The sequence below is a fragment of the Halobacillus sp. H74 genome (assembly GCF_052246715.1).
GTDB lineage: Bacteria > Bacillota > Bacilli > Bacillales > Halobacillaceae > Halobacillus > Halobacillus litoralis_A.
On the sequence record NZ_JBQQCI010000001.1, the window covers coordinates 486565 to 511272 of the forward strand.

The window sequence follows — 24708 nt, forward strand, 5'->3', positions numbered from 1 at the left end:
TTCCTCCTTCCTTTAATCTATTTTTTACACACCGGAATACGCGAGGAATCCACCATCCACAGGGACCGTGATACCTGTGACAAAACCAGACATCTCGTCATCAGCCAGCCAGATTAAAGTTCCAAGCAAGTCTTCAGGTTTTCCAAAGCGTTGCTTAGGGGTTTGGCTGATGATTTTATGAGCACGCTCTGTCAATGAACCATCTTCATTGGTTAGTAACGCCCGGTTTTGATCAGTAAGAAAGAAACCGGGAGCAATTGCGTTCACTCTGATGCCAACGTCCGCCATATGTACGGCCAGCCACTGGGTGAAATTATCAATACCTGCTTTCGCTGCACTGTAAGCAGGGACCTTTGTCATTGGAGAGGGAGCACTCATTGAGGACATATTGATAATCGTCGCCCCTTCGCGGTTGATCATTCTTTTCGAAAATACTTGCGTTGGTATAAACGTTCCGACTAGGTTGAGGTTGAAGACAAACTGAAACCCTTCTGTCGTCATATCAAAAAAAGTGGATAAATCCGCTTTATCGAGATCCTCTTCCTTCAAGGTTTCGTTCGCTGTCGTACCATCAGGATGGTTGCCACCAGCACCGTTAATGAGAATATCGCAAACTCCAAGCTCCTCCGTAATTCTCTCTTCTGCCTGCCGGACACTTTTGATATCAAGGACATCACAAGACAATGCCAATGCTGTGCCGCCTTCTGACCTAATGTCCTGCTCTACTTGTTTTCCTGATTCGATACTGCGATTCAAGACAGCCACCTTTACTCCTTGTCTGCCCAGTTCTCTTGCCATTTCTCCACAAAGGACACCGCTACCGCCCGTTACGACAGCTACTTTACCTTTCAAATTCTCATTGAGTATCATTAGACATTGTCCTTTCCTTCATATCTTTCCAAGGAGTCCCATATGCCCCACAAATACATAACTCCTAAACCTCTGTCATAGAGTCCATACCCTGGACGACACTCCTCTCCCCAAATATGACGGCCATGATCAGGTCGTGCATAACCATTGAACCCTTTTTCATGATAGGCCCTCACTACATCGTAAATATCGACTGATCCATCTTTTGTCCTGTGGGAGGTTTCGATAAAGTCCCCGTTTTCATAGATTTTCACATTTCTTATATGGGCAAAGTGAACTCTATCCGCGAATTCACGCACCATGTCAGGTACATTGTTATTCGGATTGGCTCCGAGGGAACCGCTGCATAGAGTCAAGCCATTGTATGGATCATCTACAAGGTTCAAGAATCGCTGCAAATTTTCTTTGTTCGTAATGATTCTTGGCAATCCAAAAACAGAGAAAGGTGGATCATCCGGATGAATCCCCATTTTAATGTCGTTTTCTTTCGCGACAGGTATGATTCTTTCTAAGAAGTATTGTAAATTCGCCCATAAATCTTCTTCTGTCACATCCTTATACTGTTCAAACAAGTCAGCCAGATGCTCGAGTCGTTCAGGTTCCCAGCCTGGCATCGTATAGGCGGAATTTTCCGATATACTATTTACAAGCTCAATAGGATCGATGTTTTCAATCTTTTCCTTCTCAAAGAAAAGTGCGGTCGATCCATCATCCATTTCTTCGAACAAATTCGTCCGCGTCCAATCGAACACAGGCATGAAGTTATAACAGATAACCTTCACACCAACCTTTGCAAGCTTTTCTATTGTCTTAATATAGTTATCTATATATTGGTCTCTTGTAGGAAGACCGAGCTTAATATCTTCATGAACGTTGACACTTTCTACAACGTCGATATTAAAACCATGTTTATCCGCCTGCGCTTCAACTTCTTTGATTTTATCCATCGGCCATTCTTCGCCGGCAGGGACATCATGCAAGGACCAGACGACACCCTCGACACCTGGGATTTGCTTAATATCTTCTAATGAAACACGGTCGTTTCCTTCCCCGAACCAACGCATAGTCATTTTCATACATTCTTCACTCCTTCTCCATCATTCATAGCTACTTTTGAGTGATTATAGCTTGATAACGACTTTTCGCACTTCTGGATGAGCTTGTTCCATCAGCTGGAAAGCTTCTTCCGCTTCATTCAAATCATATTGGTGACTGACCAGGTCTCCCACATTAAATTCTTGGGAATTGAACAAGTCCACGACTGGAGCAAAACGATGAGTTTGTAAGCGTGACCCGCATATAGTCAATTCTTTTTTCGTAATCTCCACCTGGGCAATTTCTGAAATTTTTTGATCAAATCCAAGTACAACCACCCTTGCCGCAACAGAGGTGACAGCGATGGCTTGCTCTACTGTTTGCGGAAAACCGACCGCATCGATCACTACATTGGCGCCCATTTCGTCAGTCCACTTGGAAATTTGATTTTCTACGCTTTCCTTATGGGGATTGATGAGGAAGTCTGCCCCCCATTTTTCTGCGAAGGCAAGGCGTTTTTCATTGAAATCAGAAATAGCTACTTTTGCACCCACCTGCTTGGCCATTTTCAAACAGCATAAGCCGATCGGCCCTGCGCCTATGATGAAGACGTGGTCTCCCTCCTGGACATGGCCACGGTAGATCGATTGAGCCCCAATGGTAAATGGCTCAATCAAGGCGATTTCCGGCCAATCCAGAGAATCATCCACTTTATGGACTAAATGTTCAGGCATGATCATCACTTCGCGTCCTCCGCCTTCACGGTGGACACCGTAAACTTCAACCTTTTCACACACATTAGGCCGTCCTTGCTGGCAAGCGTAACATTCACCACATGATGTCATCGGCTCTATCACTACCTTGTCACCAACATTCAATTCAGTGACCGCTTCACCGACTTCTGCAATCTCTCCAGCTACTTCATGTCCAATCACCCTTGGATAGCTGGCAAACGGATTTTCCCCATGAAGAATATGCATATCTGAACCGCAGATCCCCATAGCCTTCATACGAATTTTCACTTCGGAAGGATTAGTTATTTGAGGTTCTTCCATTTCTACTATTTTCAAAGTACCAGGTTCTTTCACTTGAATAGCTTTCAATTCAGCCCCTCCTTTTCATTAATCAAACAATCCAGGCAAAAACAGTGTCAATTGCGGAACAAAACTAACAAGTAATAACACTAATAAACTGACTCCCAGGAATGGCAATAACGCTTTGGATGCCTTGCCGATTGATACTTTGCCAATACTTGAAGCGACAAATAGACAAACACCTACAGGCGGAGTAGATAAACCGATCATAAGATTCAACACCATCAACACCCCGAAATGAACAGGGTCCATACCAATCTGGGTTGCTACTGGCAGGAGCACGGGGAACAAGATAACTAAGGCTGCGATTGTTTCCATGAAAGTACCGACAAATAGCAGTAATAGATTCAGCAAGAGAATCACGACAATAGGATTTTCAGATATAGCTAGAATCGCATCTGCCACTAACTGAGGAATTTGTTCACTTACAAGGATCCACCCGAAGAGATTGGCAAAACCAACCAATATCATAATGCCGGCTGTAGTAACCATAGAATCCAAGAAAATTTTTGGGATCATTTTTATTTTCAGATCACGATATACGAACAGACCGACAATTAATGCATATACCACAGCAACAATCGAAGCTTCTGTAGGTGTGAAGTAACCACTGAGAATACCGAACAAAATAACGAAGGTCATCATCAGTGCCCAGAAAGCTCCTGAAAAAGACTTGGCTATGACAGAGAAAGGTTGACGCTCTCCTTTAGGATAATTTTTCCTCTTGGATATGATGTAAGTCAATATCATAAGGCTGATGCCAAGTAGTATTCCAGGGATTGTTCCCGCTAAGAACAAATCACCGATAGACACAGTTGCCAAGGTCCCTAAAATGATCATAGGAAGCGATGGCGGGATAATTGGTCCGATCGTTGAGGAAGATGATGTGACAGCAACAGAAAACGAAGAATCATAGCCTTCTTTCTTCATCGCAGGGATCATGACAGACCCGATACTTGCTGTGTCAGCAAGTGCGGTCCCGGATATCCCGGCAAACCCCATAGAGGATCCGACGTTCGCCAAACCCAAACCACCTCTTATATGGCCTACAAGATTGTTCGTAAATTGGATGATACGTTCGGTGATTCCACCTGCATTCATTAAGTTACCAGCTAGAATGAATCCAGGAATACAAAGCAACGTGAATGAGTTGATCCCCCCGAACATTTTTTGAGGGATGATATTCAATGGTATTTCTGCAATCAAAATATAAATCAACGAGGAAATACCAAGGCTGAAGGCAATCGGGACACTTAAAGAGATAAGAATTAAGAATGAGATAAATAAGATGAGCGCCATCATTCCTGTACACCTTCTTTCTAATCAGCCTTTAATACTACATAAATGTTCAAGAAGCTATATAACGCTAACAGGATAAATGTAATCATCATACTCAGATTGACATAATACATCTCAATCATTAAGGTAGCAGATGATTGGTTTCGTCCTAGTAAAGCGAAGTCATACGAATGAGTAATTAAAAATGCAGAAAATGCACCTATTACTAAATAGATGGCAGCGTCATAATATTTTTTGAGTTGTGTCGGAAGGAAATTCAAGAGTAGATCCACTCTGACGTATTCCCGCTTCTCCATCGCGACCGGGGCCGAAAAAGCTATTGCATAAATAAATAGAAAACGCGAAAGTTCTTCCGTCCAAACAAATGAAAATGGAGAATAACGCCCTGTAATTTGAATAAGCACCACAATCACCAGGGCGATGAAAGTTACAATGGTTAATAATTTCAATAAACGACTAAGGACGTTAACAGCTTTCATGTTGTTCACCCTTCTTAATTAGAATGGGCAGCCATCCCTCCATTAAATGGAAGAATGGCTACCAGGTCATGATTACTTCCCAGCTTCAACGATTCTTTCATACAACTTAAGCTGTTCTTCTGACAAACTTTTCTCTACGGCTGGTTTCATAGCTTCACTAAATGCATCTTGATCAACTTCCACGAACTCCATGCCTGCATCTTTCAGCTCTTGAGTAATCTTTTCAGTTTCAGATTTATATAGATCCATACCGAAGGATTGTGCTTCAGCTGCTGCTTCTTGAACTGCCTTTTGTGTCTCTTCATCCAGTGAGTTAAATTGCTCGTTACCTACAACTACATAAATCCAAGAATATACATGTTCGGTCTTATTGACATAGTCTTGTACTTCAGAAAACCCTGCACTTTGGATCAAGTCAACCGGGTTCTCCTGACCGTCGATAACTCCTTGCTGCAAACCAGTAAACACTTCACTGAAGTCCATGACTTGAGGTCTTGCACCTGCAGCTTCCCATGTATCCATGAATAGTGGTACGTTTGGTACACGCATTTTGAAACCTTCCAAGTCAGCCGGTGTTTCAATTGGCTCGTTTGATGTCAAGTTACGTGGTGCTCGCATGTGGTAATAAAGTGGTGTAACACCAACATTTTCTTTAATACTACTTTCAATATCTGCCCCAATATCACCCTCGACAACACTTTTCAGGTGGTCTTCTCCTTTAAACGCGTAAGGTGCTGCCATTAATGCGGCTTCTGGAGCCCAGTTCTGCATCGTTTCACCAGAGATTGTCATGTCGACTGTCCCAGCTTCAATACCATTCAACACTTCTGTTTCAGACCCCAGCTGTTCATTCGGGTAGATTTCTATTTGGAGCTTGCCATCTGTCTTCTCGTCCACTAGCTCAGCAAACTTTTCAGCTGTTTTATTCCATTGATGATCTTCATTTGACAAGTGTCCCAGTTTCCAAGTGACCGTATCCCCTGAACCTGAAGCGCTTTCATCTCCGCCGCAAGCTGCTAATACCATTGCCAACATACTAACTGCCATAATGCTCAACATTTTTTTCATTTAAAATACCTCCTTGGGTTTTATCTATACTTAAAGGTGAACCTTCCACCACTAAGACTTCAAATAGTTATAGATGCTTTGTGGAATCGGAATCCCCTCTTGCCTGCGAGCCTCTTCTTTCAATTGCTCAGGCTCCCCAGGTACCATCACTGAAGGAAAGCCTTCCGCAGGTTTAACCGCATGTAATTCATCAATCATCTTGTCAATATTTTCGAGAAACACCTCTTTATCAATAAACAACCCTGCATCAATCGTTACGATGACATGACTCAAATGGCGGTATTTATTGTAATCACCATACATGGCTGAAATGTTCGGACCGAAAGCTGAGCCAGTCAAAACTCCTGTCATGACGTCAACCGCGAGTCCTAAGCCATACCCCTTAGGCCCACTTGCCGGCAATAAGTGTTTGACTAGATTCGGCTCGGTGACTGGTGCACCTTTACCATCAACCCCCCAATCATCGGGGATCTCCTTGCCTGTTTCTCTCGCGTGCAATACCTTGCCAAGTGCAACATTGCTTGTTGCCATATCAAGGATGATCGGTTTATGTTTGTTAGCGGGGAAGCCATATGCAATTGGGTTTGTACCAAAGTAAGGCTCTGCCCCTCCAAAAGGTACGACCGCGCTATCCGTATGAGTCATAATCATGCTGATCGTGTTTTCTTTAGCTGCCTGCTCTGCATAGTAGGATAATGCCCCGCAATGACTGCTGTTGACTACTCCGACAATACCAATCCCGCTTTCATTCGATAGTTCGACAGCTTCGTCCATCGCCTCTTTAGCAATTACATGGCCCATGCCATTGTCGCCATCGAAAATGGCTCCTGCTGAACCTTTACGTTTCACATTGAACTGAGGGTCTGGATTCATTCCCCCTTCTGCCATTCTTTTTACATAATGTTCTGTTCTCAAGACTCCATGAGAGCTTACTCCCCTCAAATCAGCGTGGATAAGGACATCTGCAACGACTTCCGCATGTGCTTCACTCACTTTTGCACTCATCAACTTCTCAACAACTAAAGACTTAAGATTTTCTTGCTGGAGGACTACATCCGCCATAACCACTACTTCCTTTCTAAGTTGAATCATCGCCCCTCCTAGTGAGAAGCCAGTCATCTACCTTTCTATCAATGTTTTCTCACCTAGCTTCTCCAATACTTCATCCATATAAGGTAAGCCTTCGTTATCTCCGTACACTCCGACTACCATTGAACCGATCTTATTTGCGAAAGTGAGAATCCGTTCTGAATTCCAATCATTCAAGAGACCATAAATGGCTCCTGCATCGAATCCATCTCCCGCCCCTACTGTATCCGCTATCATTTCAACTTCTTCAGCAGGCTTTTCAATCAGTTCTCCCTGGGTCCATACCATAGAACCTTCTGCACCCAGCTTCAAGAATAGATGGGAAAGGCCATACTTTTTGGCATGTTCAGTAATTTCTCCAATTTCTCTTGTCCCAAATAACAACTAAGCTTCATCCAACCCTGTTAGTAAGTAATCCACGTACGGCATCCAATTCAATAATGTTGTCCGCGCCTTGTCCTTACTCCATAATTTCAAACGGATGTTCGGGTCTAAAGCAATTTTGACACCATGTTTTTCAGCTAACGAAATAGCTGCATCGTGACTTCGATGTTTTTGTCACTAACCGCCGGAATACGCCCGTAATGTGTAATAAGCGGGCATTTCGAAAATAATCCTCATTCAATGATGCAGCAGTCAGTGTTGAGGTAGGCGACTTGTGACGGTAATAAAATGTCTTATCAGAACCATCTGCACCTATTTCTTTGAAGTTAAGCGAGGTAGGGAAACCCTTCCATCAACTCTACTTCAGAAACATCTATTCCTTCCCCCCTGGCGAAGTTATAGATGTAACGCCCGAATTCATCCTTCCCAAGTAGACTGATCCATCCAGTTTTGAGCCCTAATCGTGCACAGCCAATGGCGACATTCAATTCAGCGCCTCCAACTTTCCTTGTAAAGGAACTGGCATTTCTCATCGGACCAGTAGTGGAAGGGTCAAAAGTGATCATTGCATCACCTATGGTTATTACATCATTTATGACTACCCCTGCTTTCCTTAATAGAAATTTCTTTTTGTCTGTTCTTTATAAGTAAATCAACCATCGCAGGAACCGCTTACATAAATAATTAAAAAAATATCGGATACCAAACGATCCCTCTACCTATTTTCAAATTTAAACTAAATCGGTTTACTAAACCGTTCCACTAAATCGATTTAGTGAAAGTTTATCATAGTGAAAGCGTTTTTAAAATAGAAAGTTTTAATTTTTCTCACAATTTTATTTGTGAATATATGTAAACAAATATCCCCCTGGAGAGAAAGGTCATTGCTCTCCTGTGGGGGACATTTGTTTTGAAATTATTTACTTTATAGTTTGTCCCACTTATACCGCTTTTCGTTCAAGACCGCGCAACCAGACTGTTAAGAAGACAGCACCAACATCCTTCGCTGGGATCTTCAACATGGTGTCATTACTATACCTAAGTCTATGACCCCTTCAAAAATCAGTGAGGATATCAGCCTGTATGATTTCTCATTCTCGGAAGAGAACGGTCTGAATGAAAACCTTCGAAGTGGACCAGACCCTGACAAATTTTTTAATTTCTACCCTTGTTCATGCCTGACCCCCCTTGGGCTAAGTCGTTAGCATAGCGGGAGTCAGGTACTAATAAAAACAACCTCGAATTCATAAGTATTCCTTCAAAAAATCCCCCTCATCAAGAGGAGGATACTTCTAACGCCATTTTCAAATAATCTACGAACAATATAGACTGCTCTTCAAGCTTCATCTTCTCCTCCGGCAAAATCGCATGATCAAGAGCGAGCCCGTCGACAAAGGTGATAATCGACCTGGCGATAAGCTCACTGTCAAATTTATCACTGAATTCCCCGGACTTCTGCCCCGCCTGGATGATTTCTTTGTAAATGCCGAGTCCGAGTTCATACCTTTTTTCACCATAAGCACGACGGCGTTCATCGTTGCGGCCGGTGATGAAGAATTCGAGCTTGCTTGGAGCGAGCGGGTCCATACCGGCATTCGGTTTCCCATCTTCTCCAAACAGAAACTCCATCAGCAATGTCCAGTAGGAATCCGCCTTTTCAAGAGAAAGTTCCGTTTCTTCGGCTTCGTCGGTGAGCCCCTCTTCAAGGAGTGCTTCAAACAGGTCCTCTTTGTTTGAAAAATATTGATAGAGACCGCCACGGCTTACATTTGCTGCTTCCATGACGTGCTTCATCGTCGTATGCTCATAGCCGTGTTCAATAAAAACTCTGGTAGCGGCTTCCATAATGTCAGCTCGTCGTTGCTTCAGGTGTTCCTTGCTTACTCGTGGAGACATCTGTAATCCCTCGCTCTACTTTTCGTTTTGTAAAAAATCCTATCAGTGAAACGACTACAAGGAGGCTCGCCGTAATCGTGAAGGTCGGGATGACCCCGATGATTGTTGCGATCCAGCCCCCTAGCAGCGGTCCAATGATGGTGGCTGTCGTCATGACACTGTTGATGACGCCGAAAACGCGGCCTGTCATATGGACAGGAGTGTTGACTTGCACTGTTGCCTGGAAGGGTACGAAAATCAAGCTGGCAGAGAATCCAGCCGTAAAACCTAAAGCTGGTCCCCATATGCTCGAATAGCTGAGATCGTAATGGGTCAGTGCTCCCATAACCCCAAAGCTTAATCCAATCCCACAGACTCCGAGAAGCATGAGGGGATAGGGTTTGTAGTCCGTCTTTTTCGCCAGTAGAAAACCAGCAGCGAACATGCCCAGGCCGGATCCTGTCACAAGATAACCGAACAAATCAGGAGAGGCATACGTCAATTCTCTAATCAATACGATCAACTGCGAATCAGCTGACTGAAGTATCAAGAGGCTGAGCCCTACCAGGATCAGACCCGTCATCATAAAACGGTTGGACTTGAGGAAAAAAAAGCCGAGGGCGAACTCTTTTTTAAATGCGCCCTGTTCAGTTTCGATTTCTTCCGTTTCAAGGTTAACCGCATTCGGCACGAACAACAAGATGACAGCTGAGATAAGGAAGGTGGCCGAATCGATAATGAACACCTGCTGCGCACCGACTATAGTGACAAGCAATCCACTGATGAGCGGGCCGAGGATTTTTGTAGAAGAATCGATCATCGAGGTGATCGACATCGCTCCTTTCATGTCTTTCTCAGGAACTACTTCCTTCAGCTTGCCATTTTTTGCAGGGATAAATAAAGCAGAATAAATACCGATTGTAAGCAATGTTGCGTACACCATCCAAAGCGATGTAGCGATGGTCAAAATCAGAATCAACACTGCTCTTACAACATCGGAAACAATCATTAATGTCTTCCGGCTGAAACGATCGGCGATGATACCAGCCACCGGCCCGAACAAGGCCATCGGCACAGCCAGACAGAGAAAGACGAAGGAAACCTCCAGTGGAGATGCATCCCATTTCAAGCCGACCAGTGTGATGATCGCGACAATGCTGAGCCAATCGCCGATGCTTGAAATCGCTTGGGCGGACATCAGCGTCATATACCCTTTGTTTTTCATTAAACGTTGCATTTGATGGACCCCTCTCATAAAAACGACACCAATGTCTTTTTTATTGATTTCATTATATCGACATCAATGTCGTTTTGCAATGCTTTTTTGAAAAAAAGGCATAATCTATATTTTTTCGCTAATCTTCCGGACATCCCCTCTTCTGTAAAAAATCTATCTTTCTGACTCTTCATTTGGACCCATAAGGGCAGCTGCAATGCCGACCATTCCGTAAAGCGTAAAAGAAGTGACATATCCCCATGTCCCGATAAACCAGCCAGCAAGTATAGAACCGAGGACTTGTCCCACCGCTAAAAGCAGAAACGGCACACCGATCCCTAAGGAGGCATTCTTTATAAACACACGGATTCCCCAGACAATTAGAACACCGGTTAAAAATATATAGGAGCAACCAAAAATTCCCGCCGATAAGTATGACAATAACCAATTCTCGGACGTAACAGCTAGGATAATCGATGCTGATCCGATTGCCAAACTTCCTAACTTATAAGAAAATGGCAAACCTTTTCTTTCAATTAAAGAACCGGAAAACCCACCTAATACACCAAACAGCCCTATAGTGACCCAAAATCCAGAAAGCTGTAAATCACTATAATCCCCAGCCACTTCAATGAATGATCTGGAAAATGTCCAGAAGGCTGCTGTGGAAGCTCCCAGCAAAAGAGAAGCTAAACTTAAAGGGACAGACCCTTTCACCCCACGTATAGCGAGGTCCCCTTTCTTCAACATCAACTTCGAGGAACCCGTTTCCTCTTTAGGAATCACTTGAAAATTCCACACCAACATCAAGCATGCTACGATAGCATAAATCAAATACGTCAGTCTCCAATGTGGCGTTAATAAAATCGCTCCTAATCCAGATAGGGCTATACCAAAACTAGTGCCTGAATTGACCCAGGTATTTGCTCTGCCTTGCTCACCCTCTTTAATCCAAAGCGCTATCGCCGCGCCATAGGGGGGAGATACCAGACCCGTGCTTCCTCCAGCTAATAACACTCCTAACCCAAGTACCCATACATTTGTAGCTATGCACATGAACAGCAGTCCGATAAAAGCAGAAAGTCCAGCTGAAAGGATCATCCTCCTTGGCCCTTCTTTTGTAGTGACCACCGTGGATAGGATGATGGTGAAACAATACGCTAAATAAAACAGCGAAGAGATCAGCCCTGATACCAGCTCAGACATTTCAAGTGTTCGATTGATCTCAGGGAGAAGCAGTCCAAAACTGAACCTTGCCAAACCATAGGTGACCGCAATCATGGTAACTCCAGGTAACACTAACTTAGAAAACTTCATAATCTCCACCTCTCCTTACTTTTTATATAGAACGACCTTTCTAATATACAGGTAAAAAAATTACGATGTATGTTGGACAAGTGTCCTCGCCATCGCAATTGAATGATTTGTTGCCTTCTCTGCTCCTACCAAGGTAGTCATTGATGTCGTACCTTCCAACAGCAATGTAAACTGGTGTGCTAAATCTCGTTCGTTGTCTTTTCCTTTCCTTTGAGCTAGCAGTTGAAAATATTGAAGCAATTTGGATTTATGACCTCTTGCTATGTTTTCTATCTCATTATCAGTCCCTGCATAGTCTTCAATGGCCCTTAAGAACATACACCCTCTGTAAGATTGCTCTTTCAGCCAGCGACCATGGGCTTCCACTGCAAGGATAAACGGAGAATCAGAATCCATTTCCACATGTGTATCCAAGTAAGACCAATAACGTTCTTCTCTCTGTTTCAGTACTTCTTCCACCAAATTATCCTTTGATGAAAAATGATTGTAGATCGTCATGGTGGCTACATTGGCTTCCTTGATAATCTGCTTTAATCCTACCCCGCGGAACCCATGCTCATAAAATAATCGTTCAGCCACTTGAAGTATTGCGTCTTTCTTTTTTGATCGACCCATATCAGCTATGTCTCCTTTTTTTAGATAGAACAACCTTTATAGTTCATCTTAACAATTTACTTATTCTGTAGCAACTCCTAAGGTTAATCAGGAAATTTCCGGAGCCGGAACAATGAAGGCAAACTGTACTCCAGCTGTCTTCTCTTCCCCTTCAAACCATTCAGCGCGTACAATGTAAATGATATCTGTCCCTTCCTTCCCCATGATTTCAATCGTTTTATTTTCCATTGATTCATCTCTTCCTGTTGCACCTTGCTGTTTTTGAATGTTAAGACGCTCAGGGTCAGGGACATCTTCAGGAAAGTCGATGGTTACTTCATCTCCTATATTCGCAGGAATCTTGACCGGATCCACTTCTTCTTTCCACTCTGTATATGACTCAATATTATTGGTGGGAGGTGCTTCACATGCCGTTTCGTTTAAACAGGTCACATGATAGTTTGCCGGATAAGACTCCCCTTGAAATGTAAACGTCGCTTCTTTTAACCCTGCATTTAGGTACTTTTCTTCAAGCGGTGCTGCTTCCTTTGAACGAGCATCCTCAGGTGAAAGCGTATCTTGAGAGTTTTCTCCCGATTGACATGAGGTAACAATAAGGATCAGGACAAATAACCCAAACTTCTTCATAGTTTTCCCCTCCCTTTCTCCGGCCATGTTTGCTGTATTCTTAGAAAGGTGTTTTACAAACGAACAATCCATTATGTACAGCCTTTTCAAAAAAACTATTTTTCTCTTCGCATGAGTTGATCCAACTTTTCCTCAATCCTATTTAATTGTTTCTTTCTCTGTTTAACCATCACAACAAATGTAACAATTCCTACTACTATAGAAATCAAAATAACGAAGAAAAATAGCTGGGCTATCATATCTCCAACATTCAAACCACCTGTAGCTGCTAATAAAAACATCCGGAATCCTCCCTCAAACAACTCTAATCGAGATCTACACAAGTATTTCACCCCTTATGTAGCAACCTTATCTTTTTTTATTATCAACAATTGAATAGATACCCAAACCAAGTGTAAGCCACGGTAACCATGGAACGACACTATTGGAATAACTGAAATGAACAGCAGGTAAACTTTGCGCTATGCCTATTAATGTAAATAGTGAAATTGAAACGGATATGTAAATCGCTGACACTGTGTTCATATAACCACCTCTCCATCATCCATGAAAATTTTATATCCCATATCTAAGGAGCAGAAAAGTTCCTATCCAAAAAATAATTGCAGTTTGAGTAATAAATTTCATGGTCACTTCAAACGACGTCAGTTTTCTCTCTCGCTTCGTTTTCTTAAGGTGTCCCACCTAAAAAAGAGAACATAACAGTAGTACTGCAATCGAAGCTTCGTACAAGTTTTCCAGAATACTGATCAAATAATACCCCCTCATTTTGCATAATCCATAACCAGGTTATTGGATGAACAGTAATGAAAAATCTTTAAAAGCTCATACCTGCTGGCTGCTTTCAAATCATGATAAGAAGCTGAAATTCAGTTTTGCATACTATGAATATCTGATTAACTGCGTCACCCCTAACTGAATATTGAGCCCAAATAATCCCCATGACCCTTTATCAGAGTAATTTCATCTTCAGAAGATATCCAAAAGAACCGGAACTCGAGACCTTCTTCTTCTCCACCGCCAGTCGGCTTGTAATACCACTCATGTCTCTCTTCTTTCGCTTTTATCTTATAGAAAAACCGATGATGTATCTTCCCGTCATCATTTCTCCATAAATCTTCCGCTATCATTTCTTCAACCATGAAGTCTTCTAAACCAGTCTCCTCTTTAATTTCTCGAATAACCGCATCATATGTATCTTCTCCTCCCTTTACTGTACCTTTAGGAATTTGAATTCCCGCTTCCTTGAACGGATGTTGGAAGACTAACACTTCCGGTTTTCCATTCCTATACCGTACTACATATCCATACGCTTTCTTAACAGAATTCACAGACTTTCCACCCTTCATCAAAACCGAGCATCTCATTACCATATTATTGCAAAAGGAACTATTATTATCAATTGCCTGACCCCAGCCATACTCAATCAGGATAGCGATAGACCATGCACCAGGATTTAATTTAATCGATATATGGGATGGTTTGTTTTAACGATTAGTATCGGCTTCCTATAAACTTGACTTGACACTTTATAGTGTCATATAATTAAGTCACTGATTGGTGTCATATAAAACGATGAGGAGGTAGGGTTTTGAACCGCACACACCAGGAACGCGACGTTTTTGTAGCTATTGCAGATCCAACAAGACGAAAGTTGATACGTCTGTTAGCCGATTCAGATGAGGATCTGCCTCTTTACGAACTGACGCCTCATTTTGAGATGGGTCGGACTGCTGTTTCTAAGCATTTAACTGTCCTTAAAGAAGCCAATTTAGTAGTTAACCGTAAAAAAGGTAGAGAAACAAGATTTAAGTTGAACCCAGCACCCTTACAGGAAGTAAAAGACTGGTTGGCTTTTTATGAGAAGTTCTGGAATGAAAGAGCAAGCATACTCAAAAATATATTGGAGGAATAAAACATGGCAGATTTATCATTAGATTTTCAGTTTAAGAGTTCCATTGATAAAGTATGGGATGCTTTAACACAATCGGAGACGCTGTCCCAGTGGGTTATGGAAAATAACTTCAAACCGATCGAGGGTTATAAATGTCAATTCCGAAATGAGGAAATCGACCTAGTTGTAGATAGTGAAGTATTGGTGGTGGACAAGCCTCACAAACTATCTTACACATGGGTAGGCGGTCCAATCGACACTATTGTCACATGGACATTAACGCAAGAAGGCGAAACAACTTATTTACATCTTGATCACACAGGATTCGAGGAAGAAAATCAAGCCTTCATGGGTGCGAAATATGGCTGGGCAAGTATGGTGGATCAGCTGAAAACCGTATTAGAAGAATCATAAGCACTTTATGGATTCACAACATAAAAGGAGGGATATGGGAATGAGCTTTTTAAAAGATAAATTATCCATCTTCACTAAAACAGAACTCCCCTTTATAAAGAGGTATCAAGAGTCTGATCGTGTTTACACCTTTCTATTTGAAAAGGATAAGGATTTATCTTGGAATGAAGGGCAGCATGGGTTATTCACCATCACGCATAAGAAAATGAAAGACTCTATTCGCCCTTTCAGTGTGGCATCATCCCCTTCGGAAGGTGTCGTTAGAATTACAACAAGGATAGATGAAGAGCCGAGCGAATTTAAAAAAGCCCTCTTAGAACTTGAAGAGGGTATGAAAATCAAAATGATTGGTCCTGTTGGATCGTTTTATTTGAAGGACGAGACCCCGAGACTCTTCATGGCAGGCGGTATTGGCATCACCCCATTCCGGGCTATCCTAAAGCAATTAGAGGCTGACGGGAACAGGGGAGGAAAACCAAGTGAACTTCTCTATGTAGATAGTCAGGAAGCACACCTCTACAAAGATGAACTTGATGAATTGGCTCGTAATACTTCAATAGATGTACACTATCTCAGTACTAGAAATGATATGTACTCCTATACCAATGAATTTATTGCCTCACATAACAATAATGCTCAATACTTTGTTTCTGGTCCCAAATCCATGGTGGCATCCATGACCAATTATTTAAAGGATAAGCATATTTCAAAACGAAATATTATAAAGGATACTTTTAGAGGGATCGAGTAAAGAAGAAAATCGCAGCTATAACCCGCCTCAACTTCTAAAATTGAAAGTTGCGCTCCATCTTCCTTACAAAGAAAAGCAAACATATTCATGTTTGAAATCATAAAAAATGCTGCTAATTCATTGATTAGCAGCATTTTTTCATTTATTCCTCAAAGGAAATGGCCCAGCTCCCATTTCTCATTACCGGCTCCTCTGTTCCATCTTCCAAAATACCATCAATATCAAGTTCGGCTGAACCCATCATAAAATCTACGTGGGATAAGCTGTCGTTGATTCCATTTTGATCAAGTTCGTCCCCATTCATATCAGAACCGCCACTTACGTTATTCGGATACGCCTTCCCTAAAGCTAAGTGACAAGAAGCGTTCTCATCAAAAAGTGTATTGTAAAAAATCAATCCCGATTGAGAAATTGGTGATTCGTGCGGCACAAGGGCAAGCTCACCAAGGCGTTGCGAACCTTCATCGGTTTCCAGCAAGTGTTTCATCGTCTCTGCCCCTTCTTCAGCATTGAAGTCAACAACTTTCCCTCCTTCAAATGTAAGGGAGAAGTTTTCAATAAGATTCCCACCGTAATTTAACGGTTTGGTGCTGGAAACTTTTCCGTTTACTCCGTATTTATGAGGAGCGGTAAAGACCTCTTCGGTTGGAATATTAGGGTTGAACTGAATATCCTCGTCTCCCGTAGCAAGGGGCCTGCGTCCGCCTTTCCAAATGTGCCCTTTTGGAAGCTCCACTTCCAAATCTGTCCCTGGTGCTTTATAAACCAGCTTGCTGTACTGTTTCTTATTCAAATACCCTCTTGCCTTAAGCAACGTTTTGTTGTGCTCTTCCCAGGCAGCAACAGGATCTTCCTGATCAACTCGAACAATCTTGAAAATTTGTTCCCAAAGCTTGTCCACTGCCTCTTCCCTGTTCTCGTTCGGAAAAATTTTCTGAGCCCACGCAGGGAGCGGAATACTGACGATCGACCATTGAATACGGTCGCTCATTATATGTTGACGGAACTCCGACATCGCTTCTGCTCTTGCTTTATTAGCCGCTGCTACTTTTCCGGCATCCACCCCTTTAAGAAGATCAGGATCGTTGGCCATGACAGAAAGAATCGCAGCACCTTCTTTAGCAAAATACGTGTACTGCTGTTGCTGCCACCCAGGAACTTCAGAAAGAGTTTCCTGCCCACCATATTCATATTTCATCCGGGTCAATGCATCATCTGTCCAGTTAATATGTACATCTTCCGCCTCCATTTCATAGGCCTTTTGAGCAATCACCCGTGTGAATTCAGCACCTTCGATAGGAGAGTTGATCATCAACTTCTGACCTTTTTGCAAATTGACTCCTGTTTTCAAGGCTAAGTCTGCATATTTCTCAAGCTTTTCTTGACTAGGAAATTTCATATTCATTCTCTCCTTCTTGTATCCGCTTTCATTATTTCATATTTTTGGGATGAAGTCTTCAAAGTATATCCAATTTCATTTAGGTAATCTTAATATGTGGTTTTAAGTACAGTTAATTAAATACTTGAACAATGTTATGCAAACATTTCAAACAACCATGTGATCAGATACATTGGAACTCCTACAATCATCGCTCCTGCAAGTAAATAACTAATGGACTTTATAATAAATTTAAATGCATCATAGATCGCACCAGCTAAATCATCAACAAATCTCAACATACAACCGCCCTCACCTTCGCACTATTTCTAACCAAGGTACGCCCTGTTTATAAATACGTATGATAGCTACTATTTGTTTCAAATCCGCCTTCTCAAGAATTATTGAGAAGTTTGCATTCTACTGATTTTGCTTTTAAAATTATTCAGAATCAGGTTGCAAATGGAGGGTTATTATGGAAAAAAGGTTGAAAATGACACGGAATATTGATGTATTAATTATTGTAGCAGGAGCTATTCACCTATCATTAGCAGCATTCACTGAGGTAACGCTTTCTTCGTTTTTTCTCCTCACCACATTTTTCTTAATGTCCTTAATCAGAGGGATCGAAGCGCAATGGAACGGCAAGAAAATAGGTAGTAAAATTATATTTAGCGTGAGTCTATTTTTTTTAATCTTCATTATAGATATATTAGTGTGCGATACCTAATGTAACCTTCAAAGGATTTCTTTTATTTCGTGTCTTTTAGATGCTTAAACATACTGGATAAAGGATGAAGTATTAATAAAATCAGCAAGTGGGGTTAGCGACGGTTTCATTATTATCTTTTACTACGATTCGGTCGTTAGTATCTAACGTGATCTCAACAGGGAAAATGGCTGATATTTTATCAGAGAAAATCCACCTTCTCCCAGGCTGTATTAATAATAGGAAAGAACTGGTTGCACTTTTGCCCATGAAATTGAGGGATGAATCACTGATCGGGGCATTATCACGCTCTTTGAGCCCCAGATTAATAAGCTTTTGGCCAGTATTTATGGCATCCTCTACTGTTAAACTCATTTCACTAATACGTAGAATACTCCTATGTGAAAAAGCTTCCTCACTCTTATCTGCGCTGGAATGGCGAGAGATAAATTCCACAATATTTCCAGCAGGATCGTAAAAATATAGAGAATGAGCAGGAATATGAGGGAAATCCGCCTCATCCTCTCCATCTTCATCATTTAACTCCACTTTAGCTTCCACCCAGGCTTTTGCTTCCCTGAACTTATTTGATGGAATATCAAAAGCAAAGTGATAAAATGGGTCGCCTTCTACATTACTTGAGGTGAATTCCAATAGACTGGAGCCAGCTGCAACCTGAAAACTTTCTTCAGTGTCCTTTGTTAATGGCATTTCAAGGGTATCAGTATAAAAGTGTTTCATGCTTTTAATATCTTTGGTTTTTAAAATGACTTTTCTTATTTCCACAAACTTCCCTCCTTAATCAAAACCTAAATAACATCTGTTCATATTGCTGATTAACTAAAATATAATCATGCCATTTGTTCATTAGAATATTTAAATAAGGTAAACAGTATCCTTATATGATGAATGTCAATAATAGTCGCTAACAGGATGGATTTTTCATGATTGTGCTAATATAAAATTATACATTATTAAACTAAAGAAGTTTGTTTTTACAATAGTGGTGTTAATTATCTTTTCTTCAAATTTAGAGGTGTGGTTACTTGAATAAGTATAATTGCATATTTTTAAGGAACTTTATATTTTGTTTGTTCGTATTAAGAACCAGAAAGAACAAAACAAAGGTGGTATAAAAATGAAATGCAATCAATGTCAAAATGAAATGGTAAAAGATTGTAATGTTAATGTTGAATTTGATACGCCCGGAATTACAATAAGTAAAAAAAGGAAGGGACTTTTCAACAAAGTATCTGCAAAACCAAAAGCAGCTGTTTGTTCAAATTGTGGTTACGTAGCTTTTTACATTGATGAATATAAAGAATTTAGTAAATAATATATCAGTAACTCTTCGGGATGAACAATTGCTTCTAATATCAATGTGTTACGTCCGCTGTACTAAAACTCATTGGAGGTGGTGCAAGTGTTTTATTTTGAAGATGTCCCGATTGCTTAATTAATATAATCTACCTACCAGATTATATGGATTCATCTCCCACGTTTCATAAGGGATGGTGTTTGTGGCTTTCATACAATCAATGGTGCGCGACTTCATATGCGGACGAGTTATGTAATAATCTATATTTTCCTCAGTAATTTTAATGAATTCAGCCTCTTTAATTTCTTCTGGTTGAATTTTTATGTCTCCTCTTATATATTTTGCCTTAAACACGACAGATAATAGATGCTTTGAAGCATTGTAATACACTCCTGTTATTCCAACAAGTGAGATGACTATTCCCGTTTCCTCCAATACTTCTCTGGATATAGCTTTATCAAGAGGCTCCCCTTCTTCCGCCTGTCCGCCTGGGGTTTCCCAAGTATCTGATCGCCAGTGTGTCTTGACTAAAAGAGTTTCTCCGTTCTGGTTAGTAATATTAGCAGAAACTGCAATGATATGTTTTGGTGTCATATCCACTATCCCCCCCATTTTGTTTTTCTGTCAACTTTCAGCTTTCCCGTATTATTGAATAGAGCTGGTTATTTGCAAAACTTCCTTGATGCAATGTTTATATCTATCAAAAGCTACGCAGAAATCATAAAGAGTGTCTTTATTATAAATTTCTATATCTACTAGCTCCTCATTTATTTGGTTTAATTGATCACTTATTCTATCGTCTTCTATCAGTTCACCAGCTTGCTTCAACTGAATATGGGTTTTATTAATTCTAATAGGCAGTACACCATCATTTTCTTTAATTAATTTTTTCAGCTGTTGATCACTAGGAGCAAAGAAGTTATTCAAGTTTTCCAGAGTAGGTACCGCAATATGTCCAGCTACATTTACTGATTTTTTTGCTTCTAAAAGTAATCCTGCGGCATACTCTTTCCTTTCATCCTCTGGAACTTTATCCAGTGGTATTGCCGCACTATCCCATTCTTTGTAAATATCTTTTTTAGGTTCAACTTCTAAGAAATATTCTTTGATTGATTCAACGGGAACTCCAGTTTGTTCTGACCTTTCTCCCTTTATTTCCTCTGCGTTGTCTACTGGTTCTTCATTATTTAAATTGTCACTGGAGGTGGTTAATACGATAAATAAAACTAAAGTAAGAAACACGATTATCGATAAATATATTTTATGCATTTGATGCCTCCTTAGTTTTACAGCGTTTTCTAACTCACCCTGTGAAGGAAAATACTAACAAATAAAGAGTATCATAAACAGACTCATTCGTAACTTCTCATGTGCATCATATCCCTGATCCATAATTACTCACTTCATTCTTAACTCCTTGCAGCATAATAAAAAGCCAACATAAAATGCTGACTTCGATAATGATAATTCAGTTAATACTACTTAATGATAAAAACGGAATAACCGTTTGATACACCCAGGACAACAATCCCTTGTTAACTTTTCCTCTTAAATACGTTTCACGATGTGTATGTTAAAATATGAAAATAATTAACTATAAGCATAGAAAGGCTGTATTTAATGGACTTGATAATCTTCGGAGTCATCATTGGTGCTATTTCAATCAGTGTGATTAAATTCGCAATTAAAGGGAAAACTTCGGGTGCCAAAGGCCAGGAGTACACTCCCACAAGTGATATATATAGTGGAAAGAATAGGGAATATAGCAATCCTGCACCTGTAGAATCACATAGAAAAGCCCCTTATGAAGAAGTGGACAAAAAAGAATGAACTACTAAAGTGCTTTACTTGAAAGTTTAGCCCTTAACACTTCATCAATTAAAAAATATCCGACAGCAACGGGCAAAGCAAAATAAAAGGTTACTTGGAAATAATGATCCTGAAGGAAGATAGCCGCTAATAGAAAGGCTATAATAATATGAAAAATAAACCCTGCCCAAAAACTATGAAATTTCATCTTTTTTTCTATGTATCCAATGAAAATCGATAAAAGTGTCCCGCAAAAAATTGCAACAAATAAAATAGGTGCGGGTCCTTTTAAATAAACACTATAAAACACAACTGAGATGATAAATGTGACTAGAGCGGTTAATAGTTTCCTTGATAACATAGCTTGCTCCTTTGAATGGCTACGGAAATAATAAAAATAAAGGGAGTATGAAACGGCTTCAACAGCCGAACATACTCCCTTGTTCAATTATGGGGAGTGCAGTTCATTTTCTTGGTCAACAAGACCCAGTGTTTGAGCTGTTGATTTCTTGATTTCCCGAAGCAGCTCCGGGTTTTCAGAGAGAGACAGACCGTAAGAAGGAATGATTTCCTTTATTTTCGGTTCCCAATCCTTCACATGCTGCGGGAAACACTTCTCAATGACTTCAAGCATGACGTGCACAGCGGTGGACGCGCCTGGTGAAGCCCCTAACAAGGCAGCGACCGAGCCATCAGCCGCGGTGACAACTTCAGTACCGAATTGCAGGGTCCCTTTGCCGCCATCCTCTGTATCTTTGATGACTTGCACCCGCTGCCCCGCTACGACCAGATCCCAATCTTCGCTCTTGGCATCAGGGATGAACTCACGGATATCCTCCATGCGCTTATCTTTAGAAGCGATCACCTGCTCAATCAGGTATTTGGTCAGGGAAACATTTTTAACGCCTGCCCCGAGCATCGTAACGAGGTTATCCGGTTTCACAGATGTTACCAAATCGAGCATAGAACCGGTTTTCAAGAACTTCGGTGAGAACCCGGCAAATGGTCCGAACAATAGTGATCTTTTACCATCGATAAACCGTGTGTCCAAATGCGGCACGGACATCGGCGGTGCACCAACTTTGGCTTTGCCGTAAACTTTCGCATAATGCTTGGCTACGACGTCCGGATTTTTACATACCATGAATTGTCCGCTTACCGGGAAGCCGCCGTAATTCTTCGATTCAGGGATACCGGTTTTTTGCAGCAAATGCAAACTTCCGCCTCCACCGCCAATAAAGACGAAATCTGTTGTATGATATTCGATTCTTCCGTGTTCGTTATCGTACACCTTCACTTCCCAAGCCCCGTCGCTGGTCCGTTTAATATCCTCGACGCTGTGCTTGTAGTTGACCTCAAGCTCATTGTCTTCCAGATAGTCAAACACTTTACGAGTTAAGGCACCGAAATTGACATCCGTACCAGAATCGATTTTTGTGGCTGCTATCGGCTCATTTAATGTACGGTTGTTCATAATCAGCGGGATCCATTCCTTCAGCTGTTCCGGGTCTTCGGAAAATTCCATATCCTGAAACAGTGGATTCTCGGCCATCGTATTGAAACGCTTTCTTAGAAACTCGACGTTTTGTTTGCCATGCACCAAACTCATGTGGGGCAATGGCCTGATGAATTCCTGTGGATTACGAATCATATGGCTGTTCACAAGATAAGACCAGAATTGCTGGGAAACCTGAAATTGTTCATTCACTTTGATCGCTTTACTGATATCGATGGAGCCATCCGCTTGTTCGTTCGTATAGTTCAACTCGCATAGAGCCGCATGCCCTGTTCCAGCATTATTCCATACGTTCGAACTCTCTTCGCCGGCACATTCAAGCTTTTCAAAAGTTCGAATCTTCCAATCCGGCACTAATTCTTTAAGGAGTGACCCCAAGGTTGCACTCATAATTCCTGCACCAATTAAAATGACGTCTGTTTTCGTATGTTGTTTACTCATTTCCCTTTTCATACTCCCTATTTTTGCAGGAAAGATGGAGTCGCTCCCGCAGAGGTACACTCACAAAACAGGATTCGACCTGGTTACACATCTTTCCAATTCGTTTTAATCCAACACCCATTTTATCACTATTATCCAAAAATTAAAATGTCCGCTGAAGCTACCGGCAGGGGCCCCTCTTTCTCTCCCGACTTCATGGAAAAGTTATAATTTCCGGATGATTTTGAATACCCTCCAATTATCGGAAAGTTTATTACGTCTGCCCTATTATCATAGGGGTAGCAAATACAATAAACTCAGAACGTCATTCGGAATCTTACTCAACAAAAGAATTGCCGGACCATTGTTAGTTTGAAATAATTGGAATAGACATTGACGAGAGGGATGAAAAGATGATCGCTATTACAAGAGCATCAGCCGAACATATCAAGGGAATTTCCAGGGTGTGCTGTGAAGGGTGTTTAGATACATACAAGTTACTGAACAGCTTGCCTATTCTAATGCCCAAGAGGAAGGTTACGATTCCATAAGATTCTCATGAAAATTTTAATAAGCTGCTAACTGAACATCCAGTTTTATAGAAAGAGGTGGAAATCATGCAGATCATCAGAGGTGAACGAAGCTTTGACCTTGATGAATTCTTAAAAGAACCATTGTTTGCTCATCTATCAACAGCTTCTCCTGAAGGTCCAAGGGAATCGCCGGTATGGTTTCTCTGGGAAGATCAGTGTTTATGGATGATAGGGACCCCCGGGGATTCGTTCCCATTAAGAATTAAGAAAGAACCGAAGTGTGCGATCGGGATTGTTGATTTCAACCCTGCCACAGGAAAGGTATGGCATGCGGGTTTCAGAGGAAAGGCAACCGTGGAGCCATTTCATTTTGATTTAGCCAGACGGTTATTCACCAAGTATTTAGGCGCCAATGAAACAACATGGGATGCCAGATTCAGCAACCAGGATCCTCAGAATGTATTCATCCGCTTCGTTCCTGAAACAGTTGTCGTTCGGGACCAGTCGTATGATGTCTTTTGAGGATGATTCTTAACCAGAACTGAAGTTGATTTTGATCGCTGTATTTTTACGGAGGAGGGACAAAAAATGAGCATCGGGGATGAGTATCTAAAAGTAATTCAAGAAAGGTTTAAAAGCGTGAAAATCCTAGGAGATCAAACGATACAGTAAACTGTAAGAAGGTGGATGTCATGAACGCAAATCTAAGGTCGTCTCTCATGTTATTACTTGGAATCATAGTCGGTCTTACAATCGCTGAGGTGATAAGCAACGATGGATTCGATTGGGATCAATGGGTGTCCATAATCACAGGTGGGGTCGTCGGATATTCAATCGTAAGGCTCCTTCCCTTCCTTAACCGTAAAAAGGAGAACAGTTGATACGGTAAACCCCGAATCCTTTTGAAACTTCATAAACATCAATACGTAATGAATACAAAGGGGGTTTTCGGATGAGTAAGAAACATATGAAATACTCAATACTCACCGGGTTATTAA

General features: G+C 41.3%; 31 protein-coding genes and 2 pseudogenes. 9 read left to right on the plus strand and 24 right to left on the minus strand.

From position 1 onward, the window contains the following. Positions 1 to 24 precede the first annotated feature (24 nt). The 9 genes from ACTWPX_RS02340 to ACTWPX_RS02380 all read right to left on the minus strand — a co-directional run bounded on the left by ACTWPX_RS02340 (position 25) and on the right by ACTWPX_RS02380 (position 7884). A complete protein-coding gene (locus ACTWPX_RS02340; RefSeq protein ID WP_281974329.1) occupies positions 25 to 870 on the minus strand; it encodes an SDR family oxidoreductase in 846 nt (281 codons plus the stop codon). Continuing rightward, complete coding sequence (gene uxuA / locus ACTWPX_RS02345; protein ID WP_443118345.1) at positions 870 to 1946, minus strand: mannonate dehydratase; 1077 nt, start codon at positions 1944 to 1946, stop codon at positions 870 to 872. Before uxuA ends, ACTWPX_RS02340 begins: the two co-directional genes overlap by 1 nt. 45 nt (positions 1947 to 1991) lie before the next feature. Further along, positions 1992 to 3008, minus strand: coding sequence for a zinc-binding alcohol dehydrogenase family protein (locus tag ACTWPX_RS02350; protein WP_443118346.1), 1017 nt, complete (start codon positions 3006 to 3008; stop codon positions 1992 to 1994). 18 nt (positions 3009 to 3026) lie between these two features. Further along, positions 3027 to 4301 carry a TRAP transporter large permease gene (locus tag ACTWPX_RS02355; protein ID WP_443118347.1) on the minus strand — a complete coding sequence of 425 codons (1275 nt, stop codon included), beginning with the start codon at positions 4299 to 4301 and terminating at the stop codon, positions 3027 to 3029. A gap of 17 nt (positions 4302 to 4318) precedes the next feature. Beyond that, positions 4319 to 4777 carry a TRAP transporter small permease gene (locus tag ACTWPX_RS02360; RefSeq protein ID WP_443118348.1) on the minus strand — a complete coding sequence of 153 codons (459 nt, stop codon included), beginning with the start codon at positions 4775 to 4777 and terminating at the stop codon, positions 4319 to 4321. Positions 4778 to 4849: 72 nt separating this feature from the next. After that, positions 4850 to 5845 carry a TRAP transporter substrate-binding protein gene (locus ACTWPX_RS02365; RefSeq protein WP_443118349.1) on the minus strand — a complete coding sequence of 332 codons (996 nt, stop codon included), beginning with the start codon at positions 5843 to 5845 and terminating at the stop codon, positions 4850 to 4852. Positions 5846 to 5896: 51 nt separating this feature from the next. Beyond that, entirely contained in the window at positions 5897 to 6907 is a 1011-nt protein-coding gene (gene allD, locus ACTWPX_RS02370) for an ureidoglycolate dehydrogenase (protein WP_443118496.1), read from the minus strand. 57 nt (positions 6908 to 6964) lie between these two features. Continuing rightward, a complete protein-coding gene (locus ACTWPX_RS02375; RefSeq protein ID WP_443118350.1) occupies positions 6965 to 7318 on the minus strand; it encodes a carbohydrate kinase family protein in 354 nt (117 codons plus the stop codon). A gap of 326 nt (positions 7319 to 7644) precedes the next feature. Further along, complete coding sequence (locus tag ACTWPX_RS02380) at positions 7645 to 7884, minus strand: PfkB family carbohydrate kinase (protein ID WP_443118351.1); 240 nt, start codon at positions 7882 to 7884, stop codon at positions 7645 to 7647. A 432-nt stretch (positions 7885 to 8316) separates the two neighbouring features. On the opposite strand from ACTWPX_RS02380, the pseudogene ACTWPX_RS02385 reads away from it, so the two are divergent. Continuing rightward, positions 8317 to 8523, plus strand: a pseudogene (locus ACTWPX_RS02385) (hypothetical protein); the annotation flags it as partial. 70 nt (positions 8524 to 8593) lie between these two features. Here the strand turns inward: ACTWPX_RS02385 and ACTWPX_RS02390 are convergent. The 8 genes and pseudogenes from ACTWPX_RS02390 to ACTWPX_RS02425 all read right to left on the minus strand — a co-directional run bounded on the left by ACTWPX_RS02390 (position 8594) and on the right by ACTWPX_RS02425 (position 14299). Next, positions 8594 to 9214 carry a TetR/AcrR family transcriptional regulator gene (locus tag ACTWPX_RS02390; RefSeq protein ID WP_443118352.1) on the minus strand — a complete coding sequence of 207 codons (621 nt, stop codon included), beginning with the start codon at positions 9212 to 9214 and terminating at the stop codon, positions 8594 to 8596. After that, on the minus strand, positions 9168 to 10430 hold the full coding sequence (locus ACTWPX_RS02395) for an MFS transporter (RefSeq protein WP_443118353.1): 1263 nt from the start codon (positions 10428 to 10430) through the stop codon (positions 9168 to 9170). Before ACTWPX_RS02395 ends, ACTWPX_RS02390 begins: the two co-directional genes overlap by 47 nt. A 153-nt stretch (positions 10431 to 10583) precedes the next feature. Further along, positions 10584 to 11726 (minus strand): MFS transporter, encoded by a 1143-nt coding sequence (locus ACTWPX_RS02400; protein WP_443118354.1) that lies wholly within the window; start codon positions 11724 to 11726, stop codon positions 10584 to 10586. 60 nt (positions 11727 to 11786) lie between these two features. Continuing rightward, the gene (locus tag ACTWPX_RS02405) at positions 11787 to 12341 is read right to left on the minus strand and encodes a TetR/AcrR family transcriptional regulator (RefSeq protein WP_443118355.1); all 555 of its coding nucleotides are present in this window, start codon (positions 12339 to 12341) and stop codon (positions 11787 to 11789) included. 87 nt (positions 12342 to 12428) lie between these two features. Beyond that, positions 12429 to 12968, minus strand: coding sequence for a hypothetical protein (locus ACTWPX_RS02410; protein WP_443118356.1), 540 nt, complete (start codon positions 12966 to 12968; stop codon positions 12429 to 12431). Between the two features lie 95 nt (positions 12969 to 13063). Beyond that, positions 13064 to 13249 (minus strand): hypothetical protein, encoded by a 186-nt coding sequence (locus ACTWPX_RS02415; RefSeq protein WP_443118357.1) that lies wholly within the window; start codon positions 13247 to 13249, stop codon positions 13064 to 13066. 274 nt (positions 13250 to 13523) lie between these two features. Next, positions 13524 to 13736: pseudogene (locus ACTWPX_RS02420) on the minus strand (hypothetical protein). A gap of 143 nt (positions 13737 to 13879) precedes the next feature. After that, complete coding sequence (locus tag ACTWPX_RS02425) at positions 13880 to 14299, minus strand: NUDIX hydrolase (protein ID WP_443118358.1); 420 nt, start codon at positions 14297 to 14299, stop codon at positions 13880 to 13882. A gap of 260 nt (positions 14300 to 14559) precedes the next feature. Here ACTWPX_RS02425 and ACTWPX_RS02430 point away from each other — a divergent pair, with 260 nt between their 5' ends. Genes ACTWPX_RS02430 through ACTWPX_RS02440 form a run of 3 tightly spaced genes read left to right on the plus strand, consistent with a single transcriptional unit; the run spans position 14560 to position 16027 of the window. Beyond that, complete coding sequence (locus ACTWPX_RS02430) at positions 14560 to 14883, plus strand: ArsR/SmtB family transcription factor (protein ID WP_443118359.1); 324 nt, start codon at positions 14560 to 14562, stop codon at positions 14881 to 14883. A 3-nt stretch (positions 14884 to 14886) separates the two neighbouring features. Beyond that, complete coding sequence (locus ACTWPX_RS02435; protein WP_443118360.1) at positions 14887 to 15276, plus strand: SRPBCC family protein; 390 nt, start codon at positions 14887 to 14889, stop codon at positions 15274 to 15276. Positions 15277 to 15316: 40 nt separating this feature from the next. Continuing rightward, a complete protein-coding gene (locus ACTWPX_RS02440) occupies positions 15317 to 16027 on the plus strand; it encodes an FAD-dependent oxidoreductase (RefSeq protein ID WP_443118361.1) in 711 nt (236 codons plus the stop codon). Between the two features lie 142 nt (positions 16028 to 16169). Here the strand turns inward: ACTWPX_RS02440 and ACTWPX_RS02445 are convergent, their stop codons facing one another. Next, entirely contained in the window at positions 16170 to 17426 is a 1257-nt protein-coding gene (locus ACTWPX_RS02445; RefSeq protein ID WP_443118362.1) for an aminopeptidase, read from the minus strand. A 134-nt stretch (positions 17427 to 17560) separates the two neighbouring features. Beyond that, complete coding sequence (locus ACTWPX_RS02450) at positions 17561 to 17707, minus strand: hypothetical protein (protein WP_443118363.1); 147 nt, start codon at positions 17705 to 17707, stop codon at positions 17561 to 17563. Positions 17708 to 17880: 173 nt separating this feature from the next. Between ACTWPX_RS02450 and ACTWPX_RS02455 the strand changes: the two genes are divergently transcribed. Then, the gene (locus ACTWPX_RS02455; protein ID WP_443118364.1) at positions 17881 to 18135 is read left to right on the plus strand and encodes a hypothetical protein; all 255 of its coding nucleotides are present in this window, start codon (positions 17881 to 17883) and stop codon (positions 18133 to 18135) included. Between the two features lie 81 nt (positions 18136 to 18216). Here ACTWPX_RS02455 and ACTWPX_RS02460 read toward each other — a convergent pair whose 3' ends face one another. Further along, complete coding sequence (locus ACTWPX_RS02460) at positions 18217 to 18900, minus strand: VOC family protein (protein WP_443118365.1); 684 nt, start codon at positions 18898 to 18900, stop codon at positions 18217 to 18219. A 352-nt stretch (positions 18901 to 19252) separates the two neighbouring features. On the opposite strand from ACTWPX_RS02460, the gene ACTWPX_RS02465 reads away from it, so the two are divergent. Next, complete coding sequence (locus tag ACTWPX_RS02465; protein WP_443118366.1) at positions 19253 to 19450, plus strand: hypothetical protein; 198 nt, start codon at positions 19253 to 19255, stop codon at positions 19448 to 19450. A gap of 120 nt (positions 19451 to 19570) precedes the next feature. On the opposite strand, the gene ACTWPX_RS02470 is transcribed toward ACTWPX_RS02465, so the two are convergent. Both ACTWPX_RS02470 and ACTWPX_RS02475 read right to left on the minus strand, forming a co-directional pair. After that, the gene (locus ACTWPX_RS02470) at positions 19571 to 20026 is read right to left on the minus strand and encodes an NUDIX hydrolase (protein WP_443118367.1); all 456 of its coding nucleotides are present in this window, start codon (positions 20024 to 20026) and stop codon (positions 19571 to 19573) included. Between the two features lie 51 nt (positions 20027 to 20077). Then, positions 20078 to 20701, minus strand: a complete 624-nt coding sequence (locus tag ACTWPX_RS02475) for a hypothetical protein (RefSeq protein ID WP_443118368.1) — start codon at positions 20699 to 20701, stop codon at positions 20078 to 20080. Between the two features lie 351 nt (positions 20702 to 21052). On the opposite strand from ACTWPX_RS02475, the gene ACTWPX_RS02480 reads away from it, so the two are divergent. Next, positions 21053 to 21262, plus strand: a complete 210-nt coding sequence (locus ACTWPX_RS02480; RefSeq protein ID WP_443118369.1) for a hypothetical protein — start codon at positions 21053 to 21055, stop codon at positions 21260 to 21262. 4 nt (positions 21263 to 21266) lie between these two features. On the opposite strand, the gene ACTWPX_RS02485 is transcribed toward ACTWPX_RS02480, so the two are convergent. Together ACTWPX_RS02485 and ACTWPX_RS02490 are read right to left on the minus strand one after the other, a co-directional pair. Next, the gene (locus tag ACTWPX_RS02485; protein ID WP_443118370.1) at positions 21267 to 21602 is read right to left on the minus strand and encodes a hypothetical protein; all 336 of its coding nucleotides are present in this window, start codon (positions 21600 to 21602) and stop codon (positions 21267 to 21269) included. A gap of 87 nt (positions 21603 to 21689) precedes the next feature. After that, entirely contained in the window at positions 21690 to 23210 is a 1521-nt protein-coding gene (locus ACTWPX_RS02490; protein WP_443118371.1) for a malate:quinone oxidoreductase, read from the minus strand. Positions 23211 to 23794: 584 nt separating this feature from the next. Between ACTWPX_RS02490 and ACTWPX_RS02495 the strand changes: the two genes are divergently transcribed. Both ACTWPX_RS02495 and ACTWPX_RS02500 read left to right on the plus strand, forming a co-directional pair. Then, a complete protein-coding gene (locus tag ACTWPX_RS02495) occupies positions 23795 to 24232 on the plus strand; it encodes a pyridoxamine 5'-phosphate oxidase family protein (protein WP_443118372.1) in 438 nt (145 codons plus the stop codon). 170 nt (positions 24233 to 24402) lie between these two features. Continuing rightward, positions 24403 to 24591, plus strand: a complete 189-nt coding sequence (locus ACTWPX_RS02500) for a hypothetical protein (RefSeq protein ID WP_443118373.1) — start codon at positions 24403 to 24405, stop codon at positions 24589 to 24591. The last annotated feature ends 117 nt before the right edge of the window (positions 24592 to 24708 follow it).